Here is a 25,887-nt window from a genome sequence, read left to right as displayed (position 1 = left end):
CGCTGAACCCGTAGCCCGGGCAAGGCGCTTTGCGCCGCCCCCGGGAGCGGTGTGCGGTGCGGCTGGATTTCCCGGAGGCGATGCTGCGCATCTGTCCGGGCTACCGGCCCGTAGACAACGCTGAACCCGTAGCCCGGGCAAGGCGCTTTGCGCCGCCCCCGGGAGCGGTGTGCAGTACGGCTGGATTTCCCGGAAACGATGCTGCATATCAGTAAGGACGACAGAAACAAAAAAGCCTGCTCGTTGAGCAGGCTTTTCGAATTTGGTCGGTGATAGAGGATAACTCGCCACTACGTGGCTCGCCCTGCGGGCCGTTGCTGACGCAACGTTCTCTCGCTCCGCTCGAGTCGAACCTCTACCCCCGGAGGTTCTCATCCTCACAAACCTCAGATGCAAAAAAGCCTGCTCATTGAGCAGGCTTTTCGAATTTGGTCGGTGATAGAGGATTCGAACCTCCGACCCCTTCGTCCCGAACGAAGTGCGCTACCAGGCTGCGCCAATCACCGAATGCGGGCGCATCTTACTGCTGCGATACACACCCGTCAATGCCTTATTATGAAAAAGTCGCTCAAGCGGCGAGAAACTCGCCACTCTGCTACTCCTTCTTCGCCGCAGCGTCAGGAACGTGGCACCAGTTGTTATATTGGTTAATCCCGCCGTCCGGCGAAGTATAGCCAAGGCAGCCCATAATAGTGTCATACAGCTCTACGTGACGACGCGGTACCTTCATGGCCGCCTGCTGCTTCAGGTGCGCAAAAGAAGCTGCGTGGTCGGGCGACGCCAGATACTTATCCGACATCCACACCAGCATCGGCACGCGGAACTGCTCCGGCGGCGCCATCTTGCGCGGCGTACCGTGCAGGTGTTCGCGCTCGTTGATAGACTCGCCATGGTCGGCCGCATAGAAAACAATCGCCTTCTTGTCCCGCAGCTGATCCAGCACGCTGACGATAAAGTGATCGACGTAGGTCACGCTGTTATCGTACGAGTTAATCAGCTCAGCCTTCGAGCATTTATTATCGACGCCGACGCACTCCGGCTTCCACTGCGCAAAGCTGCGCGGATAGCGCTGGGTATAGTTAAAGTGCGATCCTTTGGTATGCAGAATAATCAGGTGCTTACCATTGGGATTCTTCGCCAGACCGCGCTTCATCTCATCCACCAGCAGCATGTCGTCAACGCTCTTGCCGCGGTTACTCGGCTCAGCGCCAATCTGCTCGCGATAGGCGATATTGTTCGCCATCGTGTTGCTGTAGAACCACATCTCGCTCTGCATGGCGTACAGGTTGCCGGTAAAGCCGAGCTGGTGCAGGACGGCAAAGACGTTCTGTTCTTTCAGCGTCCGCTGCGGGTTATCATCCGCCCCGCCCTGACGAACGAACATACAGCGCAGCGACAGCTTAGTAGCGGTATCGCAGGAGTATCCGCGGAAAGCGACCAGGTTTTTCTCCTGCGCCAGCTTAGGCGTGGTATTGCGGCTATAGCCCAGGATGCCCATATGGTCCCAGCGGGTGGTTTCGCCGATGATAAACACCACGTAAGTATCATCCAGCCCTTGCGGCTCAACGTAGGTGAATTTTTTCGCCGGATTGATCAGGGATTTATTATCGGAAGACTCGTCCACCTGCGCCCACGCGTAAAGCCCCAGCGCTGATAGCCAGTTAGACGGCAGATAGGAGTTAGCCACCACCCCGCCATAGCTTGGCAGATCGACTTCGGAACTGCGCTCAAAGTTCTTCTGACGAACCTCCAGCAAGCGAATAGGCCCCCAGACCATCAAGCCAGCCAGCAGCACGATAGTAATATTCTTCATCCGCTGGCCGGGCGTACGAATTTGACGCAGCAGGGTGAAGCGACAGCGGTTGCTCCAGATAAGCACCAGCGGCAGCGCGCTCATCAGCACCAGCCAGAGAATCAGGTGCCAGCCGATAACCTCTCTGGACAAGTCGATGTCAGTGGTCATCACCGAGGCAATAATCCCGTAGCCGATCACCACGTTCAGGAAGGTCATGTAATAGCTGGCGGCGGCGGAGAAGAGTACGACGATGGTCGCGAGAATACGCCAGACCCGGCGGCCAAACAGCGACAAAATACGCAGCAGAAAGAAGGTGACCAGAAAGGTCCCTATCAGCTCAACTGCACCTGAGAGTCCTTTCCAGATGGTAAACTCCTGAGCGTACCCCTCGAAGCGGCGGAAGAATACGGCGGCGTTCATAAACCAGCCGATGTACAGCGCCAGCCAGATACTGAGCTTCAGCTGCGTCATCGTTTTAATGTATTTCATGCAAAAAACCTGGAAAACGAAGAGATAAAACCGCCCGACTTAAGCGATATAAGTAAGCAGGTTAATAAAGTGCGTTTAGCTTGGTTATAAGAAACCTCTACAAAGCGCGATAAGTAGACCACAGCGGAAGGAAAAAGTATCAGGAGGGAATGTGATCCAACCAAACATTTACAAAACATTTGGTTGGATTGGCACTATTAGCTTAGGGAATTAATCATCGGGGCCGGGATAACACCCGGTTTCAGGCGTGAGCCTGGTGGTAAATTTCACTTTTCGGCTGGCGAATCGTTGTCGAAAGCGCCAGAGAGAGAATCAGCAGCGCAAAAATGACGCAGAAGGTCACGTAGAAACCGCCGAACAGGGAAGCAATCAGCGAACCGCAGATGCTGCCGATACCAAAGCCGAGATAAATCACGCCGTAGTTTTTCGCCAGGTTATTGAGGCCAAAGAACTCGCTGACCAGCGACGGGAAGACGGTAATCGTACCGCCGAAGTTAAAGGCCACGCAGGCGATAGCGGCGAAGAACGTCATGGCGTTCAGCGGAGCGAACAGCAGCGCCGCCATACCGATAAGCGAGACAACCTGTCCGATGGTAATCACCCGGATGCGGGACATTTTATCGGACAGAATGCCCAGAACCAGGCGCCCGCTCAGGTTAGCGATAGAGATCACCGTCACCGCGTTGGCGGCCGTCGCAACATCGAGGTGCACCATCCCCTGGGCGATATCTTTCGCCACGCCAATCACGTACAGGCCGCTCATGCAGGCGGTCAGGAACATCACCGCCAGCATCCAGTACTGAGGTTTACGCATCGATTCGGCGAGGGTGAAGTCGTTTTCGACGACGCCGTTGTTGGCGGTAGCGGTGTGGTTCGGCGCGTCTGTCATCAGCGTCGCGCCAAAAACGATCATCACCAGCACGATAGCGCCCCAGATAATAAAGGTTTTTTCCAGGCCGACCGTCGCCAGCAGATGGGAGTCAATAAATTTAAAACCCAGGCTGCCAAGCCCGTAAGCACCGATGGAAAAAGCCGAAATCAGTCCCTTACGTTCCGGGAACCATTTGACGCAGTTCGACAGCGTCAGCAAATAGCCAGCACCGTCGGCCAGCCCAACCAGCAGACCCGCGCTCAGCCACAGCATCATCAGGCTGTTTGAATGCGCGGTAAGGAAGAATCCGAGGCCCAGCAGGACGCCGGAAGCCATGGTGACGCGTTTAACGCCGAAACGTTCCTGTAATTTACCTGCCACGGATGAAGAGAGCGCCAGGCCGAGGCTTAACAGGCCGAATGAAAACGCCACCTGGCTTACCGGTTCGTCCAGCTTGGCGGAAAGCGAACTATTGAACAAACTCCATGTATAAACCGATCCCAGCGCAAATTGCGTAATGATAGTGCCGAGCAGCGTAAGCCAGCGGGTGTATTGACGGTTTGCAGCGTTCATAGCAGTTGTCCTGAATAATTAACTGCCGCCACCATAACGAAGTCCCCTGTAAGTCTGGGGAAAAAAGGCATGAGCTGCCGCTACCGCGGAATGAAATGCATTAAAGGCGGAATGAATGACATTGCAAAACATTCACGCCTTAACGATTTATCGAAAAGTTAGTGCCCGCTACCGCTGGAAGATGCGTCATTACTGTAATGATAAAGTAAATTAAACGTATCAACTATGCTACATATTTAGCCTGAATAACTCGAGTGGCAAATGGCGGCATGCCGCAGCCCCATCCGGGTGAGGCTCAGGGATGGGCCGGATCACAAGCGCCGCCAGCGTATCCGCAATAAATTAAAAATTGGCGCTCACGCCCATTAAATAGAGATAGTTTGCCCCGGTGGGTAAATTGTCCGCCTGGGACAGCGCCGCCCAGGCGGCAAGATGAGAGTTGAGCGACATATCTGCGCCCAGCGTCACGTCCCGCCAGGCACCGTCCTGCGCGCGGTTCGCCCCGCCGAAATCCGTCGTCAACTCCTGGTTATAGCTCACCTGAGCCCACGGATGTACGCCCCATAGCTTCTGATAATCAACCCGCCAGCCCAGCGTATTCACATAGCCGGTTCCGGCCGCATTGCGGGTAAGCGGCGGCGACGTCAGATCGGAATGTAAACTGGCGACCGGGCCGGACGTCATCCCCTCGGTCAGAGAGAAATTCCAGCCAACGCTCATACCGCGTGCGCTATCCACCGGAGAGACCGCCTGATTAAACGCCAGTCCGGAAGGATCGTCGGACGCATTTATCCGCTCCGCGAGAATATCTTCATAGCGCGGTTGGTGATCGCTGTCCCATGTATAGCGTTCCGCAGTATTACTTTTTGTATCGATAGCGATATATTCCTGTTGCCAGGCATTCGCCCCGGCAACACACGACGCCCAGACGGATACGCACGCCGGGACCAGGAATACCCGGAGGCCATTGCATTTCTTTATTATCATTAATGCGACTCCAAAAAGAGCCGAAACGGCAAGGTTGCTGTGTTTTTTTTATGGGTGTCCTATCCCTGCTTGGGGAATAATAACCCTGTATTAACTATTATCTTTATCTTTCAGCCGTCAAGTTGAACGACTGAGTTTTTATCACAAAAGGGAGAGACAGATGCAACGTTGCGGATGGGTCAGTCAGGATCCTTTATACATTGAGTACCACGATAAGGAGTGGGGCGTTGCTGAAAAGAATCCCCGCAAGCTGTTTGAGATGATTTGTCTCGAAGGCCAGCAGGCCGGACTGTCGTGGATCACCGTGCTGAAAAAGCGTGAAAACTACCGCCGCGCTTTTCACCAGTTTGATCCGGTTCGCGTCGCGGCAATGGACGAAGAAGACATTGAACGTCTGGTTCTCGACGCCGGTATTATTCGCCATCGCGGTAAAATTCAGGCCATCATCGGCAACGCCCGCGCCTTCCTGGCGATGGAAAAAAATGGCGAACCTTTCGCAGATTTCGTCTGGTCATTCGTCGATAATCACCCCCAGGTGACGGCCGCCGCCACGCTGGCGGAGATCCCGACAACCACCCCGGCTTCTGACGCATTGTCGAAAGCGCTGAAAAAACGGGGCTTTAAGTTTGTCGGCTCCACTATCTGCTACTCCTTTATGCAGGCCTGCGGTCTGGTCAACGACCACGTCATCGACTGTTTCTGTCGCTCAGGAGGCCAGGATGATTCGTAACTGGGACGCTAACGAAACCGGCCCGCTGCTCGAGCTGTGGCTTGAGAGTACGATCCACGCGCATCCGTTTATCGCCGAAAGCTACTGGCATGACAGCCTGGCGGTAGTGCGCGACGTTTACCTGCCCTCCGCGCAAACCTGGGTATGGGAGCAGGACGGCGTGCTGAAGGGTTTTATCAGCGTGATGGAGTCACGCTTCATCGGCGCGCTGTTCGTCGCGCCGGATGCCGCCAGGCAGGGTATCGGCAGCGCGCTGATCGGCGAAGTCAAAAAACACTACGGTTGGCTAACCCTTGAGGTATACCAGAAAAACGTTCAGGCGGTGAATTTCTACCATGCGCAGGGCTTCCGCATTGAAGACTGCGCATGGCAGGATGAAACCCAGCATCCGACCTGGATTATGCATTGGTCGGCGGATCAAATGCCGTCAGCGTAAGCTCGGGCCCGGTATACTTTTCCAGCCAGGCCAGCGCCGTATTTCCGGCGCAGCCGTTACCCAGCCGCGATGTCGGAATATCTTTGGTCAGCACGTTCACCGCACCGTTTTTGCAAATTCCCGCCTGAGAGTCGAGATCGGGCCATGCTCCTTCGTGCAAGCAGATAACCCCGGGACGAATGCCGTCGGTCACTACCGCGCCGGCCAGCACCTGGCCGCGTGAATTCCATACCCGCACCAGATCGCCATCGGCGATATTGCGCGCCTGCGCATCGCGCGGATGAAGGGTTAACGGTTCACGACCCGCCACCGCGTACTGTTCGCGCAGCGACGTATGGTTGAGCTGGCTGTGGAGGCGGTGAGCCGGATGCGCTGACAGCACCTGGAGCTGGCCTTCCTGCGCATTGCCGTGCCATTCGTCCGGCTCCAGCCACATCGGGTGCGGCGGGCAATCCGGATAAGCAAACCCGGCGATGGTCGGCGAGTGAATCTCAATTTTACCGCTGGCGGTTTTCAGCGGATTCGCCTGCGGATCGGCCCTGAAGGCGGCAAAGCGGGCGAAGCGCGCGTTTTCGGGGTTCTCCGGCATTTCAATCAGCTGATTATCCTGCCAGAACTGGGCGAACGGCGGCAGCGTAACCTGCTGCGCCGCCCCGCGCTGGGCGGCAATCTGGTAAAACGTCTCCAGCCACTGCAGATCGTTTTTACCCTCGGTGAAGCGCTCCCGCCCGCCCGCTTCCCAGCGCTCGCTGAGGTCGGCGAAGACCTCGAAATCATCGCGCGCTTCATCGCGCGGCGCGACCACCCGCTTCATCGGCACCAGATGCTGGTTGCTGTAGTCGCCGGTCATGGTCATATCGTTGCGTTCAAATGAGGTCGTCGCGGGCAGCACGATATCGGCATGGCGCGCCGCGGCGGTCCAGAAGCATTCGGAAATGACGATAAGCTCCGGTTTTTGCCAGGCGCGGATCAGCCGGTTGGTATCCTGATGGTGGGTAAAGTTGGCGCCGCCCGCCCACCAGATAAAGCGGATATCCGGGAAGCGGCGTTCCATACCGTTATGTTGATAAGACGCCCCGGGGTTTTCCAGCGCTTCAACGATACGCGCGACCGGGATTTTTTCCACTGCATCGGTCCCGCCCGCCACGCTGCCCTGCATTGAGGCCAGCACCGCCGCGCGGCGCGTAGGGTTGCCGCCGTTGGCAAAGTGATAGGAAAGGCCAAAGCCCCCGCCCTGGGTGCCTATCTGGCCGAGCATGGCGGCGAGGGTCACCAGCATCCAGTGTTTTTGTTCGCCAAACTGCTGGCGCTGCATTCCCCAGCCGGACATCAACATGGTGATGTTTTCGTGGAAAAGTTGTGCCAGTTCGCGAATTTTCTCCGCGCTAATGCCGCAGATCGCCGCCGCCCATTCCGCCGTTTTTGCCGTTCCGTCGCTCTCCCCGGTCAGATAGCGGGCGAAAACGTCATAGCCGCTGGTGCAGCGGGCCAAAAACGCGTCATCCTGCCAGCCGTTTTCCACCAGCGTATGGGCGATACCGAGCATCAGCGCCACGTCGGTGCCCATATGCGGGGCGATCCACTCCGCCGCGTCGCCAAAGAATTCCGCCGTTTCCGATCGCATGGGATCGATGCAGATCACCCGCTTCCCACTCTGACGCAGACGATCGAACCACGGGATGCCCTGCTCATCGGAAGCGTTCCAGGCAATTTTTAGCGTATTTAATGGGTTAGCGCTCCACAGCACCACGACATCGCTATGTTCCAACACCATTGGCCAGCTGGTCTGCTGCTGATAAACCTCATTACCGCCAACCACGTACGGCATGATCGCCTGGGCCGCGCCGGTAGAATAATCGCCCAGATGCCCGGTATAGCCGCCCGCCAGGCTCATATAGCGCTGGAGCAGCGTCGCCGCTTTGTGCAACACGCCATTTGAGCGCCAGCCGTAGGAGCCCGCAAAAATCGACGCCGGGCCGTAGCTTTCGCGAATGCGCCGGTGCTGGGCGTGAATCAGATCCAGCGCCTGCTCCCAGCTCACCCGCACAAACTCATCCTGCCCGCGCACGCCTTGTGGGCTTTCTGGCGAGGCGAGAAATCCCTTACGCACCATCGGATAACGTACGCGGGTTTTGCTATGCACCTGATCGCGCACTGCGGTTTGCAGCGAGTTGGGGAAAGGGGTATCAAGCGCCCCGCGCGAAGAGATGACGTTCTCGCCATCGGTTTCGACCAGCATTGGCCCCCAATGGGCTGCGGTCAGGATAGTTTTGGTAGCAGATGAGGTTGGCAATGCGGGCTCCTGGTCAGCGATAGCAGGTGTGGTGACGGCACGTTATTCAGCCGTTCAATGTTATTTACAAATTGAGATGCTCTCTGCGGAATTTTCTCCGGTTTCGGGCGTCATAATCAACCGTCACGGTCGCTGTGGCAAAGAATAAAAAGGATTAAGGAAATAAGATGAAAAAACGCGTACTCATGATTGCGGCTGTCGTTAGCGGCGCACTGGCCATTTCTGGCTGTACCACCAATCCCTATACCGGGGAGCGCGAAGCGGGTAAATCCGGGATCGGCGCGGGCATTGGTTCGTTAGTCGGCGCAGGCGTTGGGGCGCTCTCCTCTTCCAAACATGACCGCGGCAAAGGCGCGCTGATCGGCGCAGCGGCCGGCGCGGCGCTGGGCGGCGGCATCGGTTACTATATGGACGTGCAGGAAGCGAAGCTGCGCGAGAAAATGCAGGGAACCGGCGTAAGCGTGACGCGAAACGGCGACAATATCGTGCTGAACATGCCGAACAATGTGACCTTCGACAGCAGCAGCGCCAACCTGAAACCCGCGGGCGCCAATACCCTCACCGGCGTGGCGATGGTGCTGAAAGAGTATGAGAAAACCGCCGTTAACGTAGTGGGTTATACCGACAGCACCGGCAGCCAGGATCTGAACATGCGCCTCTCTCAGCAGCGCGCGGAGAGCGTCGCCAGCGCGCTTATTACCCAGGGCGTGGCGGCTAATCGCATCCGCACAACCGGTATGGGCCCGGCGAACCCGATCGCCAGCAACAGCACGGCGGAAGGCAAAGCGCAGAACCGCCGCGTTGAAATTACCCTCAGTCCGCTGCAGTAATGCCCTCTTTGCCCGGCGACTCGCCGGGCAAAATGCTTGATATAGCGAATTTTCGCGCTAAGGTGTGTGCAGATTTCAGCAAAGGAAGCCACCATGGCGAAAGCGGCGCGAGCAACCATTAGCGATGTGGCGAAAGCCGCAAAGACCGGCAAAACCAGCATTTCACGCTATCTGAACGGCGAGAAGCATCTGCTTTCCGACGATCTGCTGGGGCGCATTGAAAAAGCCATTGCCGAGCTCGACTATCGTCCCAGCCTGATGGCCCGCGGCCTGAAGCATGGCCGCACCCGGCTGATCGGCCTGATCATCGCCGATATCACCAACCCCTACTCCGTCAACGTGCTCAGCGGCATTGAAGCCGCCTGTCGCGAAAAAGGATTTACCCTGCTGGTATGTAATACCAACAATGAGCTGGACCAGGAGCTGCACTATCTCGACCTGCTGCGCAGCTATCAGGTGGAGGGGATCGTGGTCAACGCGGTCGGGATGCGCGAGGACGGCCTCAACCGCCTGCAGCAGTCGGCGCTGCCGATGGTGCTTATCGACCGCAAAATTCCGGAATTCGCCTGCGATGTCGTCGGCCTCGATAATACCCAGGCCGCCACCACCGCCACCGAACACCTGGTGGAAAAGGGCTTCGAAGCCCTGCTGTTCCTTAGCGAACCCCTCGGCTCGGTCAATACCCGCCGCGAGCGCCTGAGCGCGTTTCGCCAGACCCTCCTGCGCCATACCGGTATTGTCGCGGAAAACGCCGAAGTACCGTTGAACGATGGCGCGATGCTGGATAACGTCCTGCGTCACTTCCACTCCCACCATCGCGGCATGCGCAAGGCGGTGATTTCCGCCAACGGCGCGCTGACCCTGCAAGTGGCACGCTCCCTTAAACGCGTTGGCCTGATTTGGGGCAGCGATATCGGCCTGCTGGGCTTCGATGAACTGGAGTGGGCCGAGCTGGCGGGCGTGGGGATCACCACGCTCAAACAGCCGACCTGGCAGATTGGCTTCGCCGCCGTCGAGCAGGTGGTGCGTCGGATTGAAGGCAGCAACGACCCGGTCTGCGAACGGGTGTTTTCCGGCGAGCTGATCGTCAGAGGCTCCACCTCCCGCTAACGATCCTTCGTGATGGCGATCATAAATTAGACATCCTGGCCTTTGCTTTGGAACCGATACCATCTAGCGTAATAAACAACGCATCAGATTATCGTCGGGAGTATTGGGATGGCCAGAAAGATTATTGTCGTTACCGCCGCGTACGGGAATGACCGTGTTAAAGCGCTGGGCGGGCAGTCCGCCGTCCTGCCATTTATCGCCGGCTCCGGCGCCGACGGCGTAGAGATCCGCCGGGAACTGTTCAGCGCGGATGAGCTGAACCACCTGCCGGAACTGGCCGCCGATATTGAGCGCCGCGGCCTGCTGGTTTGCTATTCCGCGCCGGAAGCCCTGTTTACCGCTGACGGCTCGCTCAACCCGCCCCTCGCCGACTTTTTGCAGGAAGCGCAAACCCTTAACGCGCTGTGGCTGAAGCTCTCACTGGGCCGCTTTACCCACCAAAACGATCTGGACACCCTGCGCGATATCCTGCGCGAGAGCGGCATGGCGCTGGTGGTGGAAAACGATCAAACCGACTGCGGCCAGCTGGCGCCGATGCAGCGCTTCAAGGCCGCCTGTCGGGTTAACCAGCTGCCGATCACCCTCACCTTTGATATGGGCAACTGGCTGTGGGTTGGCGACTCGCCGGAAGAGGCCGCGCGCCACCTGGCGCCTGCCGTCAGCTATATTCATGTAAAGGCGGCTGAGCCGCACCATTCGCAGTTTCGCGCCGTACCGCCGGATGAAGCGTCCGGGCGCTGGCTGGCGCTGCTCGACAATCTGCCCGCAGACGCCCCGCGCGGGATCGAATTTCCGCTGACTGGCCATGACCTGACGGCCGTGACCCGCCGCTACGTCAACCTGTTACGCGAGGATTAAGTTATGCAAAAAGCGTTAGATGTCATCACGATAGGCGAAGCCATGGCGATGTTTGTCGCCACCGAAACCGGCGAACTGGCTGAAGTAGAACATTTTATGAAGCGCGTGGCGGGCGCGGAACTGAACGTCGCGACCGGGCTGGCCCGCCTCGGCTTAAGCGTCGGCTGGGTAAGCCGCGTCGGCGCGGACAGCTTTGGCCGCTTCGTCCTCACCGCGCTGGCGAAAGAGGGGATCGACGCCCGCGGCGTGAGCACCGATGGCCGCTACGCTACCGGCTTTCAGCTGAAATCTAAAGTCGAAAATGGAACCGATCCCATCGTGGAATATTTTCGCAAAGGCTCTGCTGCCAGCCATCTGTCGCCGGATGATTTTAACGAATCATACTTCGCCAGCGCCCGTCACCTGCACTTAAGCGGCGTGGCCGCCGCGCTGTCGGAAAGCTCATACGCCCTGCTGGACCGCGCGGCGCGCACCATGAAAGCGCAGGGAAAAACGATTTCGTTCGACCCCAACCTGCGGCCCACGCTGTGGAAAAGCGAAGCCGAGATGGTCGAGAAGCTTAACCGCCTTGCGTTTCAGGCCGACTGGGTTCTGCCGGGGTTGAAAGAAGGCATGATTCTGACCGGCCAGCAAACGCCGGAAGCCATTGCGGACTTTTATCTCAGCCACGGCGTTCGCGCGGTCATCATAAAAACCGGCTCCGACGGCGCCTGGTATAAAACCGCCGATGGCGAACAGGGGGCCGTTGCGGCGATAAAAGTGGATAACGTCGTCGATACCGTTGGCGCCGGCGATGGCTTTGCCGTCGGGGTGATTAGCGCCCTGCTGGAAGGAAAACCGCTGCCGCAGGCGGTGAAACGCGGAAACAAAATCGGCTCACTGGCCATTCAGGTCCAGGGCGATAGCGAAGGCTTACCCACGCGTGAGGCGCTGGGCGAGTAAGCAGATTCAGCACAACGTCAGGCCGTTCTGTACCCTACATGCAGCGCGGCGTAACGGATCTTTTCTATGATGAGCGTCACCTCACTCACAGAGGCAAACCTATGAATAGTTCGACGAATGCAACAAAACGCTGGTGGTACATCATGCCTATCGTGTTTATCACGTATAGCCTGGCATATCTTGACCGCGCTAACTTCAGCTTCGCTTCGGCGGCCGGTATTACTGAAGATCTGGGGATCACCAAAGGTATCTCCTCCCTGCTGGGGGCGCTGTTCTTCCTCGGCTACTTCTTCTTTCAGATCCCCGGCGCGATTTACGCCGAACGCCGCAGCGTACGCAAACTCATTTTTATCTGCCTGATCCTGTGGGGCGCCTGCGCCTCGCTGACCGGGATGGTGCACAATATTCCCGCGCTGGCGGCGATTCGCTTTATTCTCGGCGTCGTCGAGGCCGCGGTCATGCCGGCGATGCTGATTTACATCAGCAACTGGTTTACTAAATCTGAACGCTCTCGCGCCAATACCTTCCTGATCCTCGGCAACCCGGTGACGGTGCTGTGGATGTCGGTGGTGTCCGGTTACCTGATTCAGGCCTTCGGCTGGCGGGAAATGTTTATTATCGAAGGCGTTCCGGCGGTGATTTGGGCCTTCTGCTGGTGGGTGCTGGTAAAAGACAAACCTTCGCAGGTCAACTGGCTGGCGGAAAGCGAAAAAGCCGCGTTGCAGGAGCAACTGGAGCGTGAACAGCAGGGAATCAAACCGGTGCGCAACTACGGCGAAGCCTTCCGCTCGCGCAACGTTGTCCTGCTGTGCATGCAGTATTTCGCCTGGAGCATCGGGGTTTACGGTTTCGTTCTGTGGCTGCCGTCAATTATCCGCAGCGGCGGCGAGAATATGGGCATGGTCGAGGTCGGCTGGCTCTCATCCGTTCCCTATCTGGCGGCGACCATCGCGATGATCGTGGTCTCCTGGGCCTCCGATAAAATGCAGAACCGCAAGCTGTTTGTCTGGCCGCTGCTGCTGATTGCCGCCTTCGCCTTTATTGGTTCCTGGGCCGTTGGCGCCAACCATTTCTGGGTCTCTTATACCCTGCTGGTGATTGCCGGCGCGGCGATGTACGCCCCCTACGGACCGTTCTTCGCCATCATTCCTGAGATGCTGCCGCGCAACGTCGCCGGAGGCGCCATGGCCCTGATTAACAGCATGGGCGCGCTGGGTTCGTTCTTCGGCTCATGGTTTGTCGGTTACCTGAACGGCACCACCGGCAGCCCCGCAGCCTCGTACATTTTCATGGGAGTGGCGCTTTTCGTCTCGGTATGGCTTACTTTGATTGTTAAGCCTGCTAATAATCAAAAACTTCCGCTCGGCGCACGTCACGCCTGAAACCTTAACGCAACGGAGAACCGCATGAAGCCGTCAGTCATTCTCTACAAAACGCTTCCCGACGACCTGCAACAGCGTCTGGAACAACACTTTACCGTCACCCAGGTGAAAAACCTGCGTCCGGAGACCGTTTCACAGCACGCCGACGCGTTCGCTGAAGCGGTAGGTCTGCTGGGTTCCAGCGAAAAAGTCGATACCGCGTTACTGGAGAAAATGCCCAAGCTTCGTGCGACCTCGACCATCTCCGTCGGCTATGACAACTTCGACGTCGATGCGCTGAATGCGCGCAAAGTGCTGCTGATGCACACCCCGACGGTACTGACCGAGACCGTCGCCGATACCGTGATGGCGCTGGTATTAAGCACCGCGCGTCGGGTGGTTGAGGTGGCTAACCGCGTGAAGGCCGGCGAGTGGACCAAAAGCATCGGTCCGGACTGGTTTGGCAACGATGTGCACCATAAAACCCTCGGTATCGTCGGGATGGGGCGTATCGGAATGGCGCTTGCCCAGCGCGCCCACGCGGGCTTTGGTATGCCGATCCTCTACAACGCCCGCCGCCAGCACCCTCAGGCAGAGGAGCGCTTTAACGCCCGCTACTGCGATCTCGATACCCTGCTGGAGGAAGCGGATTTTGTCTGTCTGATCCTGCCGCTGACCGACGAGACTCATCATCTGTTCGGCAAAGCGCAGTTTGCCAAAATGAAGTCCTCCGCCATCTTTATTAACGCCGGGCGCGGCCCGGTGGTGGATGAGAAAGCGCTGATTGCCGCACTGCAGGAAGGTGAAATTCATGCCGCCGGCCTCGACGTTTTCGAACAAGAGCCGCTGGCGAAAGACTCCCCGCTGCTAAATATGCCAAACGTGGTCGCCGTGCCGCATATTGGCTCAGCCACGCATGAAACCCGCTATAACATGGCGGCCTGCGCGGTGGATAATCTGATTGATGCCCTGAACGGCAACGTTGAGAAGAACTGCGTGAATCCGCAGGTGAAGTGAGAAGTGAAAAAAGAAAACCCGGGCTAAGGTGAAGCCTTGCCCGGGCTGTCAGAGCCGTTAACGCGTCGCGTTAACTGCCGCGGTCCACGCCTGATTAAAGGCCTGGTGCTGAGCGGCCAGCGGCCCAATCAGCGTATTGTACTGACTGGCCTGCTGCGAAGTCGGGAACTGAATACCGTTCGCCACAAAGCTGACCTGGGTTTCTTGCTGAGCGATAAAATCACCCACCTGCACCAGCTGTTGGGTAAATACCTGCGCTGCCGGAATTAACGGCTGTAGCGCATTCGCCGGCGCCGTCACGACTTTGTTATAGACCTGGTCGAAGACCGGCTTGAGATCGTCGCCCTGTTTCAGCGCGCCGTGGGCGGCATCCGCCTGTATTTTTGCGTTCTCCAGCTGCTGGCTCAGTACGCCCAAAGCGCCGTTTGCCTGACGCAGCGGCTCGCGTTGGGTAACATAATCCTGCGGTACGCGGATCGCGTTCACGCTATCAACCACCGGACGTAAACCCGCATCCATCGCCTGGCTTACCTGCTGTGAATAGCCGTAAATCACCGCGTAATCGGAAACGAAAGGCCCGAACTGTTTTTTCTGATCGGCGGTCAGCGTCGGCAGACGTTCGCCGCTACGCATTGCCGTATTTTGCAGGAAGTCGATAAACGCTTTGCGCTGATCGCCTTCTTTATCAAAACACCCACTCAGGCTAACCACCATTAACAGGGCCGCAATAGCCGCAAACCAGCGAGAGCAGGACTTTCCTGTCGCCATTTTTTTACTCCTTTCAGCCAAAAAAAGCGCAAACAGACACACACGTGCCAGACGCTGACAAGGATAGTCCAGGTCGGCCTTGCAGGATACCTTTTCCTGACAATCTTCCTCCCTGCAAGCCGGTTTTTTAGCGTTTTAGCGACCAGTCGCGTCGGCTGTTAAGTTCATCACAATTACCGCTATCATCCGGCATTCGGCTGAAACGCTTAACAAATTGATTTTGTTATTATTAATTTATTCTCTCTTCTGCACGGGTCGCAAAGTGGACGATAATCGCACGCTTCCCTTTTCGCCTGCATTGCCTGAACCGCCGTTCGATGATTTTATTAAATGAGCGATTAACGGCTTTTTGTTCGATAATCGCACAAACAACATCAACGACCGCGAGGGAGATAACAATAATCTATCTCTGTCCCCCGCTCTGCCTGCCAGGAATGCCGCATGAAGAAAACAACCATCGATATTCAGGCTTTTATCAATGAACATCCCTTCACGAAATACCAGTGGATGATTCTGGCCTTATGTTTTATCACCGTCGCGATGGACGGATTCGATACCGCGATAATCGGCTTTATCGCCTCTGACCTGGTGCAGGAATGGGGCGTCGAAAAATCGGCGTTAGGCCCGGTTATGAGCGCCGCCTTAGTCGGGCTCGCGGTCGGTGCGCTGACCGCCGGACCGCTCGCCGACCGCGTTGGGCGGAAAAAAGTTCTGATTATGTCCATCGTGGTTTTCGGTGGCTTCAGCCTGCTGACCGCCTTTGCTACCAGCCTTAACCAGCTGACGTTGCTGCGTTTTCTTACCGGCCTTGGCCTGGGCGCCGCCATGCCGAACGCCGCGACGCTGATGAGCGAATACGCCCCAGAGCGGCGTAGGGCTCTGATGGTTAACCTGATGTTCGTCGGCTTTCCGATGGGTTCCTCGCTGGGCGGCTTCCTCTCCGCCTGGATGATCCCCCATTATGGCTGGCAAAGCGTGCTGGTGCTTGGCGGCGTGATGCCGCTGCTGCTGGCGGTAGTGCTGATCTTTCTTCTGCCGGAATCCGCGCGCTATATGGTGGTCAAACGCCAGCCTGCCCAGCGTATCGCCGCGATCCTGCGCCGCATCGCGCCTGTTCCCGAGCAGGCGGAATTTGAACTACGCGAAGCGGGCCAGGTAAAGGAGAAATCGTCCATCGGCGTGATTTTCTCACCGCGCTACGCCGTCGGCACCGTCATGCTGTGCCTGACCTACTTTATGGGCCTGCTGATCTTCTATTTGCTGACCAGCTGGCTGCCGCTGCTCATCCGCGAAACCGGTGCGACGATGAGCCAGGCCTCTATTATCACCGCGCTGTTCCCGCTGGGTGGCGGGATTGGTGTGCTTATCCTCGGCGCGCTGATGGATAAGCTCAACCCAAACAAAGTGGTGGCCGTGGGCTGGCTGCTGACCGGCGTGTTCGTTTGTCTGGTTGGTTTCTCGACCCATAACCTGCTGCTGATGGGGATAATGGTATTTATCGCCGGCAGCATTATGAACGGCGCGCAATCATCAATGCCTGCGCTGGCCGCCGGTTTCTATCCCACCCAGGGACGCGCGACCGGCGTGGCCTGGATGTTAGGGATTGGCCGCTTTGGCGGCATTCTCGGCGCCTTTAGCGGCGCGTTCCTGATGCAGGCCCAGCTCTCTTTCGAAACGATTTTCTCCTTGCTGGCAATCCCGGCCTTCCTGTCGGCCACCGCGCTGCTGGTCAAATATAAGCTTGGCCAACGGCAACCTCCGGCGGCCCAGGGTGAAGTGGAGAAGCTCCAAAAGGCGTAACTCACCGGCCAGCGGGCGCGCGCTGGCCTTTTCCGCTTTTCTTCTTATCTGTTTACAATAATTTGCTTATCGGCTCTCTCTATTACTTTTCAGCATGTTATATCGCCCGACGCGGCGCGAAAGAACCTCGGGTGATAAATAATTACCAGGGTAAGCATTCCTGGCCTTTTTTTCCGACTATTCTTAAGAGGCTCTACATAATTCACCCTCCGCCGTATGAAAGAGAGGAGTTCTCAATGGAATATAAAGATCCTGCATTTGAACTGCTGAGCAACCTTGAACAAATTATTTTTAAAGATCAGGCTCAGGCGGCCTCGCTGACGCGTAAGCCCGCCGCATGCATTGAATTTGACCAGCTACGCAAAGGTACCGGGCTGAAAATAGATGATTTTGCCAACGCCATGGGCGTCAGCGTAGCAATGGTACAAGAGTGGGAATCGAGACGCGTAAGGCCTTCTCCCACAGAGCTTAAGCTGATGCGCCTGATCCAGGCGAATCCGCAGCTTTCAAGACAGCTTATTGATTCATAATTTTAGCGTTTATGGGTTTCGGCTAGCGGTCCTGCCAAAGGACCGTTTTCATGCCAACGAAAAAAAAGTTTGCTATCACAACGTGAACATGCGTTAATGCTCGCAGGTTTGAAGTAAAGACCACAGAGCATTCGAATAGAGCAGTCCTTCAAAGGTTATCCGTTGATACCCCGGTAGTGAACTTTCCCTTTATCGCTTTAAATCTGTAGTCCAGACCGTAACGCCGCAAGGCTCATTTATTTTTTTAAAGGTAATTCACTATGTCCGGTAAAATGACTGGTATCGTAAAATGGTTCAACGCTGACAAAGGCTTTGGCTTCATCACTCCTGACGATGGTTCTAAAGACGTGTTCGTACACTTCTCTGCTATCCAGAACGAAGGCTACAAATCTCTGGACGAAGGTCAGAAAGTTTCCTTCACCATCGAAAGCGGCGCTAAAGGCCCGGCAGCTGGCAACGTAACCAGCCTGTAAGCTTAAAAAGCTCAAAATTATTAAGTCCCTGCCAAACGGCGGGGATTTTTTTATTTGCGCCTTAAGTCACCGCCATCCATCGATGGCGGTTTTTTGCATTTATAGCCTCTCAACGCTCCAGCCCTCTTCCCGCCATGCCAGGCAATGGGTCAGCTTCAGCGCCCGTAAAAAAGCTTCATCATGCGACACCACCAGCATCGCGCCGGGAAACTGTGCCAGCGCTTTTTCAATCGCCAGAGTGGACGCCAGGTCCAGATGGTTAGTGGGCTCATCCAACAGCAGCAGCTGCGTAGCCTCCCGTCGCCAGAGCACGCAGGCCAGCGCCGCTTTTAATCTTTCGCCTCCGCTCAGAACCGATAGCGGTAGATGGACTTTGTCCGCCCCCAGCTGTAGCTGCGCCAGCTGGCTGCGCAGCACACCTTCTTCTAAGGGCGTATCACCGAGATTCAGGTGCGCCATGATGGACAATGACAGGTCCAGCTGGCTCAGATGCTGATCCAGATACGCCGCGTTAACCGATAAGCGGCAGCTTCCTGAGAGCGGCGGCTGCAGGCCCAGCAGCGTTTTAAGCAACGTTGTTTTACCGCAGCCGTTAGGGCCGCGCAGCGCCACGCGCATCGGCCCATCTATACGCCAGTCCAGCGCTGCCATCGGTGAATGGGTCAGCCGCAACGCGTCCAGCTCCAGCACCTGCTTTCCCGCAGCGACCTGGCTACCGGGCAGAGTAAACATCACCGGGTTGTCTTCCTCTACCCGCTCACGCGCCTGCTCTATCGCATCGTTGAGGATGCTGCTTTGTTCACGATGCTGGCGCTTAAGGGTGCCGGGACGCTCTTTTGCCGCCCCTTTCCAGGCAACACGCTCAAATGAAGCGATATTGAGCGTGTCGATAGTGCGCAATGTCTGCGCCGAGCGGCGCCGGCAGGCATCGTGCTCTTTTTGCATCCGCGCCCGGGTTCGTCGCCTTTCAGTAACCGCATGCTCCAGCGCGGCGCGAGCCGCCTGCTGCTCCAGCTCACGCTGCTGCTGATAATCCACATAATTGCCGCCGTAGCTGCGCAAAGCCGCGGATGCCAGCTCGAGGATGCGCGGCATTTGGGTCAGTAGCTCCCGATCGTGGCTGGCGATCAACGCCCCTCCGCACCATTGCTCAAGCTGCTGATATAGCCACGCGCGGCCTTGTCGGTCGAGATGGTTGGTGGGTTCGTCAAGCAGGAGGAAATCCGCGTCGGACAGGAACGCTCCGCACAGCTGCGCCTTCACCCTTTCCCCGCCGCTCAGCGAAGAGGCGAGCCGTCCGGGGGAAAATTCTCCTAAGCCAGCGGCCTGGAATCCTGCATTCAGGCGCTCCGGGAGATCCCAAAAGCCATCAAGACGTTCAAGATCGTCGGCTCGCCCTTCGCCCCGTTCAAGACGAGCCAGAGCAGAAAAAACGAATTCGACGCCAAGCCATTCCGCCAGCGTCGTATCAGGAAACATGACATGCTGCTGAGCAACGTAACTCACCGAAGCCACACGTTCGATATGGCCGCTCGACGGCGAGTCCAGGCCCGCCAGCAAACGCAATAATCGGGTTTTACCGACGCCATTGCGCCCGACAAGCCCGCAGAGGGTGCCTTCCAGCGATAAATTCAGCGGACCAAAAAGCGTATCTCCCGTCGCTAACTGACAGGTGACCTGATGCAAAAGAAAAGAGGGGGACCGGGCACAATGAGCCATAAGCACTCCTGAATGAAATCAATACCTCCCCTGCTCGCAAATAGCGCGAAGCAAGGCGTGAAATTCATCAGTCGTGTTTGTTCATTTGGCGCGTGCTCTCCGGTGAGACGAGGGATTCGTCGGGCCATAGGATAGACATACCCCGGTATACATTTCAAGCCTGTTTTTTCGACAGGCCGTGAATCCGGAAAAAAAGCCTCCTGGTTTCAGGAGGCGAAATAATGATTTCATGAAAAAAACAGGGTGCTATAAGAATGCTTAACGCCGTAAGAATGGCGGAGATCGCTCTCCGCCACCGTCTCTTACGTTTTAATCCCACAGGCTAAGAACGCCACCAGCTCAATATTCCCCTGCCTGAGCTGTAATTCACACAGCGAATCACGCACCATCCAGGTAAATAATAAAATAGTGAAGCAAATCACTATTAAGCTAAACAACAGATACTTTTGCGGCATTCCTCGCCTCCCGTGTTGATTTTCAACAGGTAAGAGGCTACTCTTATGGTGTTCATGCATAGGGGAGCCTCACTTTGATTTATCATCAGGTGGGGCTTTTCTCTGTTTATCTCCCGCTGAACGCCTGAGACAAACAGTCTCAAGCACCCGTCAGCATTCTACCGTAAATATCTGACCAGACTACGTTGGCATATTCCTAAAATAATTCCCGGCAATCAATGAAAATAACGAAAATATCAATCAGCGAATTATTAATGGTTCGCTTACTTATATTTTTAGTATAAAAAAACCTGCCCGCAGGCAGGTTTTTTATTATTACCCATTCACTTACTGCAGCAGGGAAATATCCGCTACCTGCAGGAACAGATCGCGCAGCTTGGACAGCAGCGTCAGTCGGTTTACGCGCACATCCCGGTCTTCTGCGTTCACCATCACGTTCTCGAAGAACTCATCCACCGGCTCGCGCAGGGACGCCAGCTCAATCAGCGCATCCTGGTAACGCCCTTCGGCGAAGTACGGCTGCAGCTTATCGCGCAGCACGACTAAATTGCCTGCCAGCTTGATTTCAGCCGCTTCTTTCAGTACGGAGGCGTGAACGATATCGTTCAGCGTCACGTCTGATTTCGCCAGAATGTTGGATACACGCTTGTTCGCCGCCGCCAGGGCGGAGGACTCTTCGAGGGTACGGAAGTGGGAAACCGCCTTCATACGCGCATCGAAGTCTGCCGGACGGGTTGGACGACGCGCCAGTACCGCCTGAATCGTGTCGACGGTATAGCCTTCATCCTGATACCAGGCGCGGAAGCGTCCCAGCATGAAGTCGATAACATCGTCGACCACGTTGCCATTCGTCAGCTTGTCGCCGTACAGACGCACCGCTTCTTCAGTCAGCGTTTGCAGATCCAGATTCAGGTTCTTCTCAACGATGATACGCAGCACGCCCAGTGCGGCACGACGCAGCGCAAACGGGTCTTTATCGCCTTTCGGGTGCTGGCCGATACCGAAGATACCCGCCAGGGTGTCCATCTTATCGGCAATCGCCACGGCGCAGGCCACCGGGTTAGACGGCAGGTCATCGCCGGCAAAGCGCGGCTGATACTGCTCGTTCAGGGCAACGGCAACGTCTTCCGCTTCGCCATCATGGCGCGCGTAGTGCATCCCCATCACGCCCTGCGTGTCGGTGAACTCGAAGACCATGTTGGTCATCAGATCGCACTTGGAGAGCAGGCCCGCGCGGGTAGCGTGATTGACGTCCGCGCCAATCTGCTCAGCGATCCAGCCGGCCAGCGCCTGAATACGATCGGTCTTATCGCGCAGCGTACCCAGCTGCTGCTGGAACAGCACGGTTTGCAGACGCGGAAGGTTATCTTCCAGACGTTTTTTACGGTCGGTATTGAAGAAGAACTCAGCGTCCGCCAGACGCGGACGCACCACTTTTTCGTTACCGGAAATAATCTGGGTCGGATCTTTCGATTCGATGTTGGCGACGAAGATAAAATTCGGCAGCAGCTTGCCCGCGTTGTCGTAAACCGGGAAGTACTTCTGGTCCCCTTTCATGGTGTAAACCAGCGCTTCGGCAGGCACCGCAAGGAATTTTTCTTCGAACTTCGCGGTGAGGACCACCGGCCATTCAACCAGTGAAGTCACCTCTTCCAGCAGGCTTTCGCTCAGATCGGCGTTGCCGCCAATTTTACGCGCCGCTTCTTCCGCATCGGCTTTAATTTTGGCTTTACGCTGTTCGTAATCGGCGATGACTTTACCGCGCTCCAGCAGGATCTGCGGATACTGATCGGCATTGTCGATAGTGAACTCCGCCTCACCCATAAAGCGGTGGCCGCGAATAACGCGATCGGACTGCACGCCCAGAATGGTGGCCGGGATCACTTTGTCGCCCAGCAGCAGGGTCACGGTATGAACCGGACGCACGAAGTGGACGTCGGACGCGCCCCAGCGCATCAGTTTCGGGATCGGCAGCTTCGCCAGCGAGGTCGCGATCATGTTCGGCAGCAGCGCTTCGGTGCTCTCGCCTTTCACGTGGGCACGATACAGCAGCCATTCGCCTTTATCGGTCGTCAGACGTTCAGCCTGATCGACGGTGATACCGCAGCCGCGCGCCCAGCCTTCGGCCGCTTTGCTCGGGTGGCCGCTGGCGTCAAACGCCTGGGCAATCGCCGGGCCGCGTTTTTCAACTTCACGGTCTGCCTGCGCAGCCGCCAGATTCGCCACTTTCAGCGCCAGACGGCGCGGTGCGGCAAACCATTCAACTTTACCGTGCGCGAGGCCAGCGTTATCCAGCTCTGCGGTCACGTTCGCAGCAAAGGATTCAGCCAGGCTGCGCAGTGCTTTTGGTGGCAGCTCTTCAGTGCCGATTTCCACCAGGAAAGTTTTCTCAGACATGGCCGCCTCTTATTTATTCTTGTTGCACATCGGGAAGCCCAGGGCTTCACGGGAAGCATAGTAAGCTTCAGCCACTGCTTTGGTCAGGGTGCGAATGCGCAGGATATAGCGCTGACGCTCGGTGACGGAGATGGCTTTACGCGCGTCCAGCAGGTTAAAGCTATGGGCGGCTTTCAGAATGCGCTCGTAGGCAGGCAGCGGCAGCGGGTTTTCCAGCGCCAGCAGCTGCTGGGCTTCTTTCTCATACTGCTCGAAGCAGGAGAACAGGAAGTCCACGTCGGCATATTCGAAGTTATAGGTGGATTGCTCCACTTCGTTCTGATGGAACACGTCGCCGTAGGTTGTTTTACCCAGCGGGCCATCGCTCCAGACCAGATCGTAAACGCTGTCGACACCCTGGATATACATCGCCAGACGTTCCAGACCGTAGGTGATCTCGCCGGTGACCGGCTTACACTCCAGACCGCCAACCTGCTGGAAGTAGGTGAACTGCGTGACTTCCATACCGTTCAGCCACACTTCCCAACCCAGACCCCAGGCGCCCAGCGTCGGGTTTTCCCAGTTGTCTTCGACGAAGCGAATGTCGTGGATGGTCGGATCCATACCCAGCTCTTTCAGAGACCCAAGGTACAGCTCCTGGATATTATCCGGAGAGGGTTTTATCACCACCTGGAACTGATAGTAGTGCTGTAAACGGTTCGGGTTTTCACCGTAGCGACCATCGGTCGGACGGCGGGAAGGCTGCACGTAGGCGGTCGCCATCGGCTCGGGACCCAATGCGCGTAAGCAGGTCATCGGGTGAGAGGTGCCTGCGCCAACTTCCATGTCCAGTGGTTGAACAATGGTGCAGCCCTGGCGAGCCCAGTAATCCTGTAAGGTCAGGATCAGGCCCTGGAAGGTCCTGGTATCAAACTTTTGCATATGATTTCGTGCTGGATACGTGTGGATTTAAAGGAAGGAGCCAGTATACCCGCTGGCTGCGAGATATACAGTATGAAACGGGATTGTTTAGGGAAAATTGCGGAAATAAGCGCCACCGTGGGCGCGTTTAGCGCATGGAAAGATGCAAAAACTGTCCGTCCGGGTCAAAAGAACAGATAAAACGTTCATTCCGCGCAGTCTTGCCCGAAAGCTCGTAGCTCCCCTGAAACTGCTCGAAATGGCTGATGTCAACCTGGCGCACGCCTGTACTATAACGAACGGCGGCATTATCCTTGCAAAGCTGCGCCATATTGAGGGTAGCCTGCGGCGTTATCCGTGCTTTCTGCGCCTTCTGCACTGGCGGAGACGGCGTCGCGCTACAGCCCGCCAGCAGGCACAGCAGTAGTCCAGAAAACACATATTTCATCACCATTTTTTCTCGACCGCCTTGTTAGTAAATTGTTATCGTGCAGGTTACGTTAAATAATCGGCACATTGTGCGAATTGGGCCACACCTCGACAAGTCTATGCCGAAAAACTCGGATTATTCCACTGCGATACCAGCGTATAAGGGCGGTCAGACCCTTTCTGAGAAGGAGAAACAGAGGCACTGATGCAGGAAAAAATTCACTGGATTACCCATTTGCGCGGCATTGCCTGCATGATGGTGGTCATGATTCATAGTACCACCTGGTATATCACGCATCCGCACACCATCAGCCTGCTGGAGTGGGATCTCGCCAATATCCTCAACTCGGCATCTCGCGTCAGCGTCCCCCTGTTTTTCATGATTTCAGGCTATCTGTTTTTCGGCGAGCGCAGCGCCCAGCCCCGCCATTTTCGGCGTATCGCACTATGCATTCTCTTTTATAGTGCGCTGTCGCTGCTCTATATCACCTTGTTTACCCACATCAACGTTGAACTGTCGCTGAGAAATTTGCTGCAGAAACCGGTGTTCTACCATCTGTGGTTCTTCTTCGCTATCGTGGTCATTTACCTGCTTTCTCCGCTGGTGCAGGTTAAGCAGGTGAGCGGCAGGATGCTGCTGGCGCTGATGCTGGTGCTGGGTATTCTGGCAAACCCCAATATGGTCCCGGTGAAAGCCGCAGGCGTTGAATGGCTGCCGCTCAATCTCTATATCAACGGCGATACGTTCTACTACGTGATGTACGGCGTATTAGGGCGGGCAATCGGCACGCTGGATACCGATAAAAAATGGCTGACTGCGCTCTGCGCTGGGCTATTCATCACGGGAGTATGGGTAATATCACGCGGCACGCTGCACGAACTGCGCTGGCGCGGCGATTTTGGTGATACCTGGTATTTATACTGCGGCCCCGCGGTTTTTGTCTGCGCGCTCGCCCTGCTGACGCTGGTAAAAAATACGCTCAATACGCGTCAGCTGCCGTTTATTGCGCTTATTGCGCGCCATTCGTTAGGCATTTACGGATTTCATGCGCTGATTATTCACGCGCTGCGCGCCAGCGGACTGGAGCTGACCCGCTGGCCAATGTTGGATATTGCCTGGATATTCAGCGCTGCGCTGCTGGGTAGCCTGGCGCTATCAATGTTGGTACAGCGCATTGACAGCCGCCGGCTGGTGAGCTGAAAAACGGCGCCTGCGGTTCAACGCCGGCGCCGTCGTTTACTCAGCGGGCTCTTCCGTGACTGCGCCGACCTCGCTTAGAGAAGAACGATCCCAGACATCACGTATATTCTTCTGCACCGCCACGGCGCCGAAAAGGCTTAAAAAGAACGCCAGGCCATAAAAGCCTTTCTCACTGAGCATCAGCGTTGCGTTCCACAATCCCACCGCCAGCAGACCCACAGCAATCGCAAAGGCGATCAGGCAGGACAAGTAATACATCGTAGTGGTTGGGATCTTTTCGTATTTATCACGCACCGTCTTTTGATAAGAGGCGGCGGAAAAAAGCCCCAGAACCAGTACGGCAAAATAGTAGCCCTTTTCATTGAGCTCCATCTGCGCGTTCCACAGGCCAATCAGATACGTCAGGATGCCGCCAACCAGCGCAATCAATGAGATCAGATGAAATGCGGGTGAATATGTCGTCGCTTTCGTTTCCATTTGTAACTACCTCTCTTCGCTGTCCGCTGACAGCTTATTCCACTGAGTTATTGCGAGCTTTATCCGTGACTTTAGCGGGATAAGGCGTTGCCGACGCACCGTACATACAGACAAACCACGCCATCACGTAAATACTTTTTTCACGCCACGGAGCCGGGACAAACCAGGCGCCGACCAGCAGCAATCCCGCCGACAGCAGCACCACCAGCCGGCACAGCGAGATAAAATCGCCGTCTCGCTGTGCTTCCTGCGCCGTTCGCTGATGCGTGAGCACAGCAAACATCCCCATGACCAGAACGCCCAGAAAATAGCCTTTACCGCTAAATAATGGGCAGGTTCGCCAGATTCCCACCAGATAAACCAGTGCGCCAATAGACATCAACAGCCTTGCAATAAGATTGTTTTTCATGGTGCCTCCCTGGCATAAGACAGGCCCCATTGTGGAC

The 25,887-nt window shown here is 56.4% G+C and carries 24 protein-coding genes, 1 tRNA gene and 1 other RNA gene; 12 read left to right on the top strand and 14 right to left on the bottom strand.

Going from position 1 to position 25,887, the window contains the following annotated elements:
* Positions 1-263: 263 nt before the first annotated feature.
* The 5 genes from ABLU67_RS13325 to ABLU67_RS13305 all read right to left on the bottom strand — a co-directional run bounded on the left by ABLU67_RS13325 (position 264) and on the right by ABLU67_RS13305 (position 4,715).
* Positions 264-395: non-coding RNA, RtT sRNA (locus tag ABLU67_RS13325), on the bottom strand.
* A gap of 34 nt (positions 396-429) precedes the next feature.
* Positions 430-506, bottom strand: a tRNA-Pro gene (locus tag ABLU67_RS13320).
* 89 nt (positions 507-595) lie between these two features.
* The gene (eptB, locus tag ABLU67_RS13315) at positions 596-2,284 is read right to left on the bottom strand and encodes a kdo(2)-lipid A phosphoethanolamine 7''-transferase (protein ID WP_032751647.1); all 1,689 of its coding nucleotides are present in this window, start codon (positions 2,282-2,284) and stop codon (positions 596-598) included.
* A 241-nt stretch (positions 2,285-2,525) separates the two neighbouring features.
* Positions 2,526-3,728 (bottom strand): MFS transporter, encoded by a 1,203-nt coding sequence (locus ABLU67_RS13310; RefSeq protein ID WP_014227191.1) that lies wholly within the window; start codon positions 3,726-3,728, stop codon positions 2,526-2,528.
* Between the two features lie 342 nt (positions 3,729-4,070).
* Positions 4,071-4,715 (bottom strand): lipase, encoded by a 645-nt coding sequence (locus tag ABLU67_RS13305; RefSeq protein ID WP_014227192.1) that lies wholly within the window; start codon positions 4,713-4,715, stop codon positions 4,071-4,073.
* Between the two features lie 160 nt (positions 4,716-4,875).
* On the opposite strand from ABLU67_RS13305, the gene tag reads away from it, so the two are divergent.
* Both tag and ABLU67_RS13295 read left to right on the top strand, forming a co-directional pair.
* Positions 4,876-5,445 (top strand): DNA-3-methyladenine glycosylase I, encoded by a 570-nt coding sequence (gene tag / locus ABLU67_RS13300; RefSeq protein ID WP_025106795.1) that lies wholly within the window; start codon positions 4,876-4,878, stop codon positions 5,443-5,445.
* Positions 5,435-5,881 (top strand): N-acetyltransferase, encoded by a 447-nt coding sequence (locus ABLU67_RS13295; protein ID WP_057173465.1) that lies wholly within the window; start codon positions 5,435-5,437, stop codon positions 5,879-5,881. Before tag ends, ABLU67_RS13295 begins: the two co-directional genes overlap by 11 nt.
* Here ABLU67_RS13295 and ABLU67_RS13290 read toward each other — a convergent pair.
* A complete protein-coding gene (locus ABLU67_RS13290; protein ID WP_348852330.1) occupies positions 5,844-8,174 on the bottom strand; it encodes a molybdopterin guanine dinucleotide-containing S/N-oxide reductase in 2,331 nt (776 codons plus the stop codon). The two genes, ABLU67_RS13295 and ABLU67_RS13290, sit on opposite strands and share 38 nt — an antisense overlap.
* 167 nt (positions 8,175-8,341) lie before the next feature.
* Between ABLU67_RS13290 and ABLU67_RS13285 the strand changes: the two genes are divergently transcribed.
* The 6 genes from ABLU67_RS13285 to ghrB all read left to right on the top strand — a co-directional run bounded on the left by ABLU67_RS13285 (position 8,342) and on the right by ghrB (position 14,292).
* A complete protein-coding gene (locus ABLU67_RS13285) occupies positions 8,342-9,004 on the top strand; it encodes an OmpA family lipoprotein (protein WP_004855336.1) in 663 nt (220 codons plus the stop codon).
* Between the two features lie 93 nt (positions 9,005-9,097).
* A complete protein-coding gene (locus ABLU67_RS13280) occupies positions 9,098-10,114 on the top strand; it encodes a LacI family DNA-binding transcriptional regulator (RefSeq protein ID WP_004855337.1) in 1,017 nt (338 codons plus the stop codon).
* Positions 10,115-10,222: 108 nt separating this feature from the next.
* Positions 10,223-10,972 carry a sugar phosphate isomerase/epimerase gene (locus ABLU67_RS13275; RefSeq protein ID WP_348852329.1) on the top strand — a complete coding sequence of 250 codons (750 nt, stop codon included), beginning with the start codon at positions 10,223-10,225 and terminating at the stop codon, positions 10,970-10,972.
* A gap of 3 nt (positions 10,973-10,975) precedes the next feature.
* A complete protein-coding gene (locus ABLU67_RS13270) occupies positions 10,976-11,914 on the top strand; it encodes a sugar kinase (RefSeq protein ID WP_004855344.1) in 939 nt (312 codons plus the stop codon).
* 101 nt (positions 11,915-12,015) lie between these two features.
* Positions 12,016-13,296 carry an MFS transporter gene (locus tag ABLU67_RS13265; RefSeq protein ID WP_004855346.1) on the top strand — a complete coding sequence of 427 codons (1,281 nt, stop codon included), beginning with the start codon at positions 12,016-12,018 and terminating at the stop codon, positions 13,294-13,296.
* 24 nt (positions 13,297-13,320) lie between these two features.
* On the top strand, positions 13,321-14,292 hold the full coding sequence (ghrB, locus tag ABLU67_RS13260) for a glyoxylate/hydroxypyruvate reductase GhrB (RefSeq protein ID WP_025106791.1): 972 nt from the start codon (positions 13,321-13,323) through the stop codon (positions 14,290-14,292).
* A gap of 57 nt (positions 14,293-14,349) precedes the next feature.
* On the opposite strand, the gene ABLU67_RS13255 is transcribed toward ghrB, so the two are convergent.
* The gene (locus ABLU67_RS13255) at positions 14,350-15,060 is read right to left on the bottom strand and encodes a DUF3053 domain-containing protein (protein ID WP_004126443.1); all 711 of its coding nucleotides are present in this window, start codon (positions 15,058-15,060) and stop codon (positions 14,350-14,352) included.
* A gap of 441 nt (positions 15,061-15,501) precedes the next feature.
* Here ABLU67_RS13255 and ABLU67_RS13250 point away from each other — a divergent pair, with 441 nt between their 5' ends.
* The 3 genes from ABLU67_RS13250 (at position 15,502) to cspA (ending at position 17,863) form a co-directional block, all read left to right on the top strand.
* Entirely contained in the window at positions 15,502-16,860 is a 1,359-nt protein-coding gene (locus ABLU67_RS13250) for an MFS transporter (protein ID WP_004855352.1), read from the top strand.
* Between the two features lie 236 nt (positions 16,861-17,096).
* Entirely contained in the window at positions 17,097-17,390 is a 294-nt protein-coding gene (locus ABLU67_RS13245) for an HTH-type transcriptional regulator (protein WP_004106774.1), read from the top strand.
* 260 nt (positions 17,391-17,650) lie between these two features.
* Positions 17,651-17,863 (top strand): RNA chaperone/antiterminator CspA, encoded by a 213-nt coding sequence (gene cspA, locus ABLU67_RS13240; protein ID WP_004126446.1) that lies wholly within the window; start codon positions 17,651-17,653, stop codon positions 17,861-17,863.
* Between the two features lie 99 nt (positions 17,864-17,962).
* Here the strand turns inward: cspA and ABLU67_RS13235 are convergent, their stop codons facing one another.
* The 5 genes from ABLU67_RS13235 to ABLU67_RS13215 form a co-directional block, all read right to left on the bottom strand.
* Positions 17,963-19,582 (bottom strand): ATP-binding cassette domain-containing protein, encoded by a 1,620-nt coding sequence (locus ABLU67_RS13235; RefSeq protein ID WP_221687697.1) that lies wholly within the window; start codon positions 19,580-19,582, stop codon positions 17,963-17,965.
* 302 nt (positions 19,583-19,884) lie between these two features.
* Complete coding sequence (gene hokA / locus ABLU67_RS13230) at positions 19,885-20,037, bottom strand: type I toxin-antitoxin system toxin HokA (RefSeq protein ID WP_004106778.1); 153 nt, start codon at positions 20,035-20,037, stop codon at positions 19,885-19,887.
* Positions 20,038-20,364: 327 nt separating this feature from the next.
* Positions 20,365-22,434 (bottom strand): glycine--tRNA ligase subunit beta, encoded by a 2,070-nt coding sequence (gene glyS / locus ABLU67_RS13225; protein WP_348852328.1) that lies wholly within the window; start codon positions 22,432-22,434, stop codon positions 20,365-20,367.
* A 9-nt stretch (positions 22,435-22,443) separates the two neighbouring features.
* The gene (gene glyQ / locus ABLU67_RS13220) at positions 22,444-23,355 is read right to left on the bottom strand and encodes a glycine--tRNA ligase subunit alpha (RefSeq protein ID WP_004126458.1); all 912 of its coding nucleotides are present in this window, start codon (positions 23,353-23,355) and stop codon (positions 22,444-22,446) included.
* A gap of 127 nt (positions 23,356-23,482) precedes the next feature.
* A complete protein-coding gene (locus ABLU67_RS13215) occupies positions 23,483-23,788 on the bottom strand; it encodes a YsaB family lipoprotein (protein WP_014227200.1) in 306 nt (101 codons plus the stop codon).
* Between the two features lie 180 nt (positions 23,789-23,968).
* Between ABLU67_RS13215 and ABLU67_RS13210 the strand changes: the two genes are divergently transcribed.
* On the top strand, positions 23,969-24,964 hold the full coding sequence (locus ABLU67_RS13210) for an acyltransferase (protein WP_025106787.1): 996 nt from the start codon (positions 23,969-23,971) through the stop codon (positions 24,962-24,964).
* A gap of 36 nt (positions 24,965-25,000) precedes the next feature.
* Here ABLU67_RS13210 and yiaA read toward each other — a convergent pair whose 3' ends face one another.
* Both yiaA and yiaB read right to left on the bottom strand, forming a co-directional pair.
* On the bottom strand, positions 25,001-25,441 hold the full coding sequence (gene yiaA / locus ABLU67_RS13205) for an inner membrane protein YiaA (RefSeq protein WP_348852327.1): 441 nt from the start codon (positions 25,439-25,441) through the stop codon (positions 25,001-25,003).
* A 34-nt stretch (positions 25,442-25,475) separates the two neighbouring features.
* Complete coding sequence (gene yiaB / locus ABLU67_RS13200; protein WP_025106785.1) at positions 25,476-25,850, bottom strand: inner membrane protein YiaB; 375 nt, start codon at positions 25,848-25,850, stop codon at positions 25,476-25,478.
* Positions 25,851-25,887 lie beyond the last annotated feature (37 nt).

The sequence above is a fragment of the Klebsiella sp. GN_Kp190 genome, assembly GCF_040061795.1.
GTDB lineage: Bacteria > Pseudomonadota > Gammaproteobacteria > Enterobacterales > Enterobacteriaceae > Klebsiella > Klebsiella michiganensis.
Note: the sequence above shows the minus strand (reverse complement) of the source record. Positions and strands in the feature narration are given on the sequence as shown.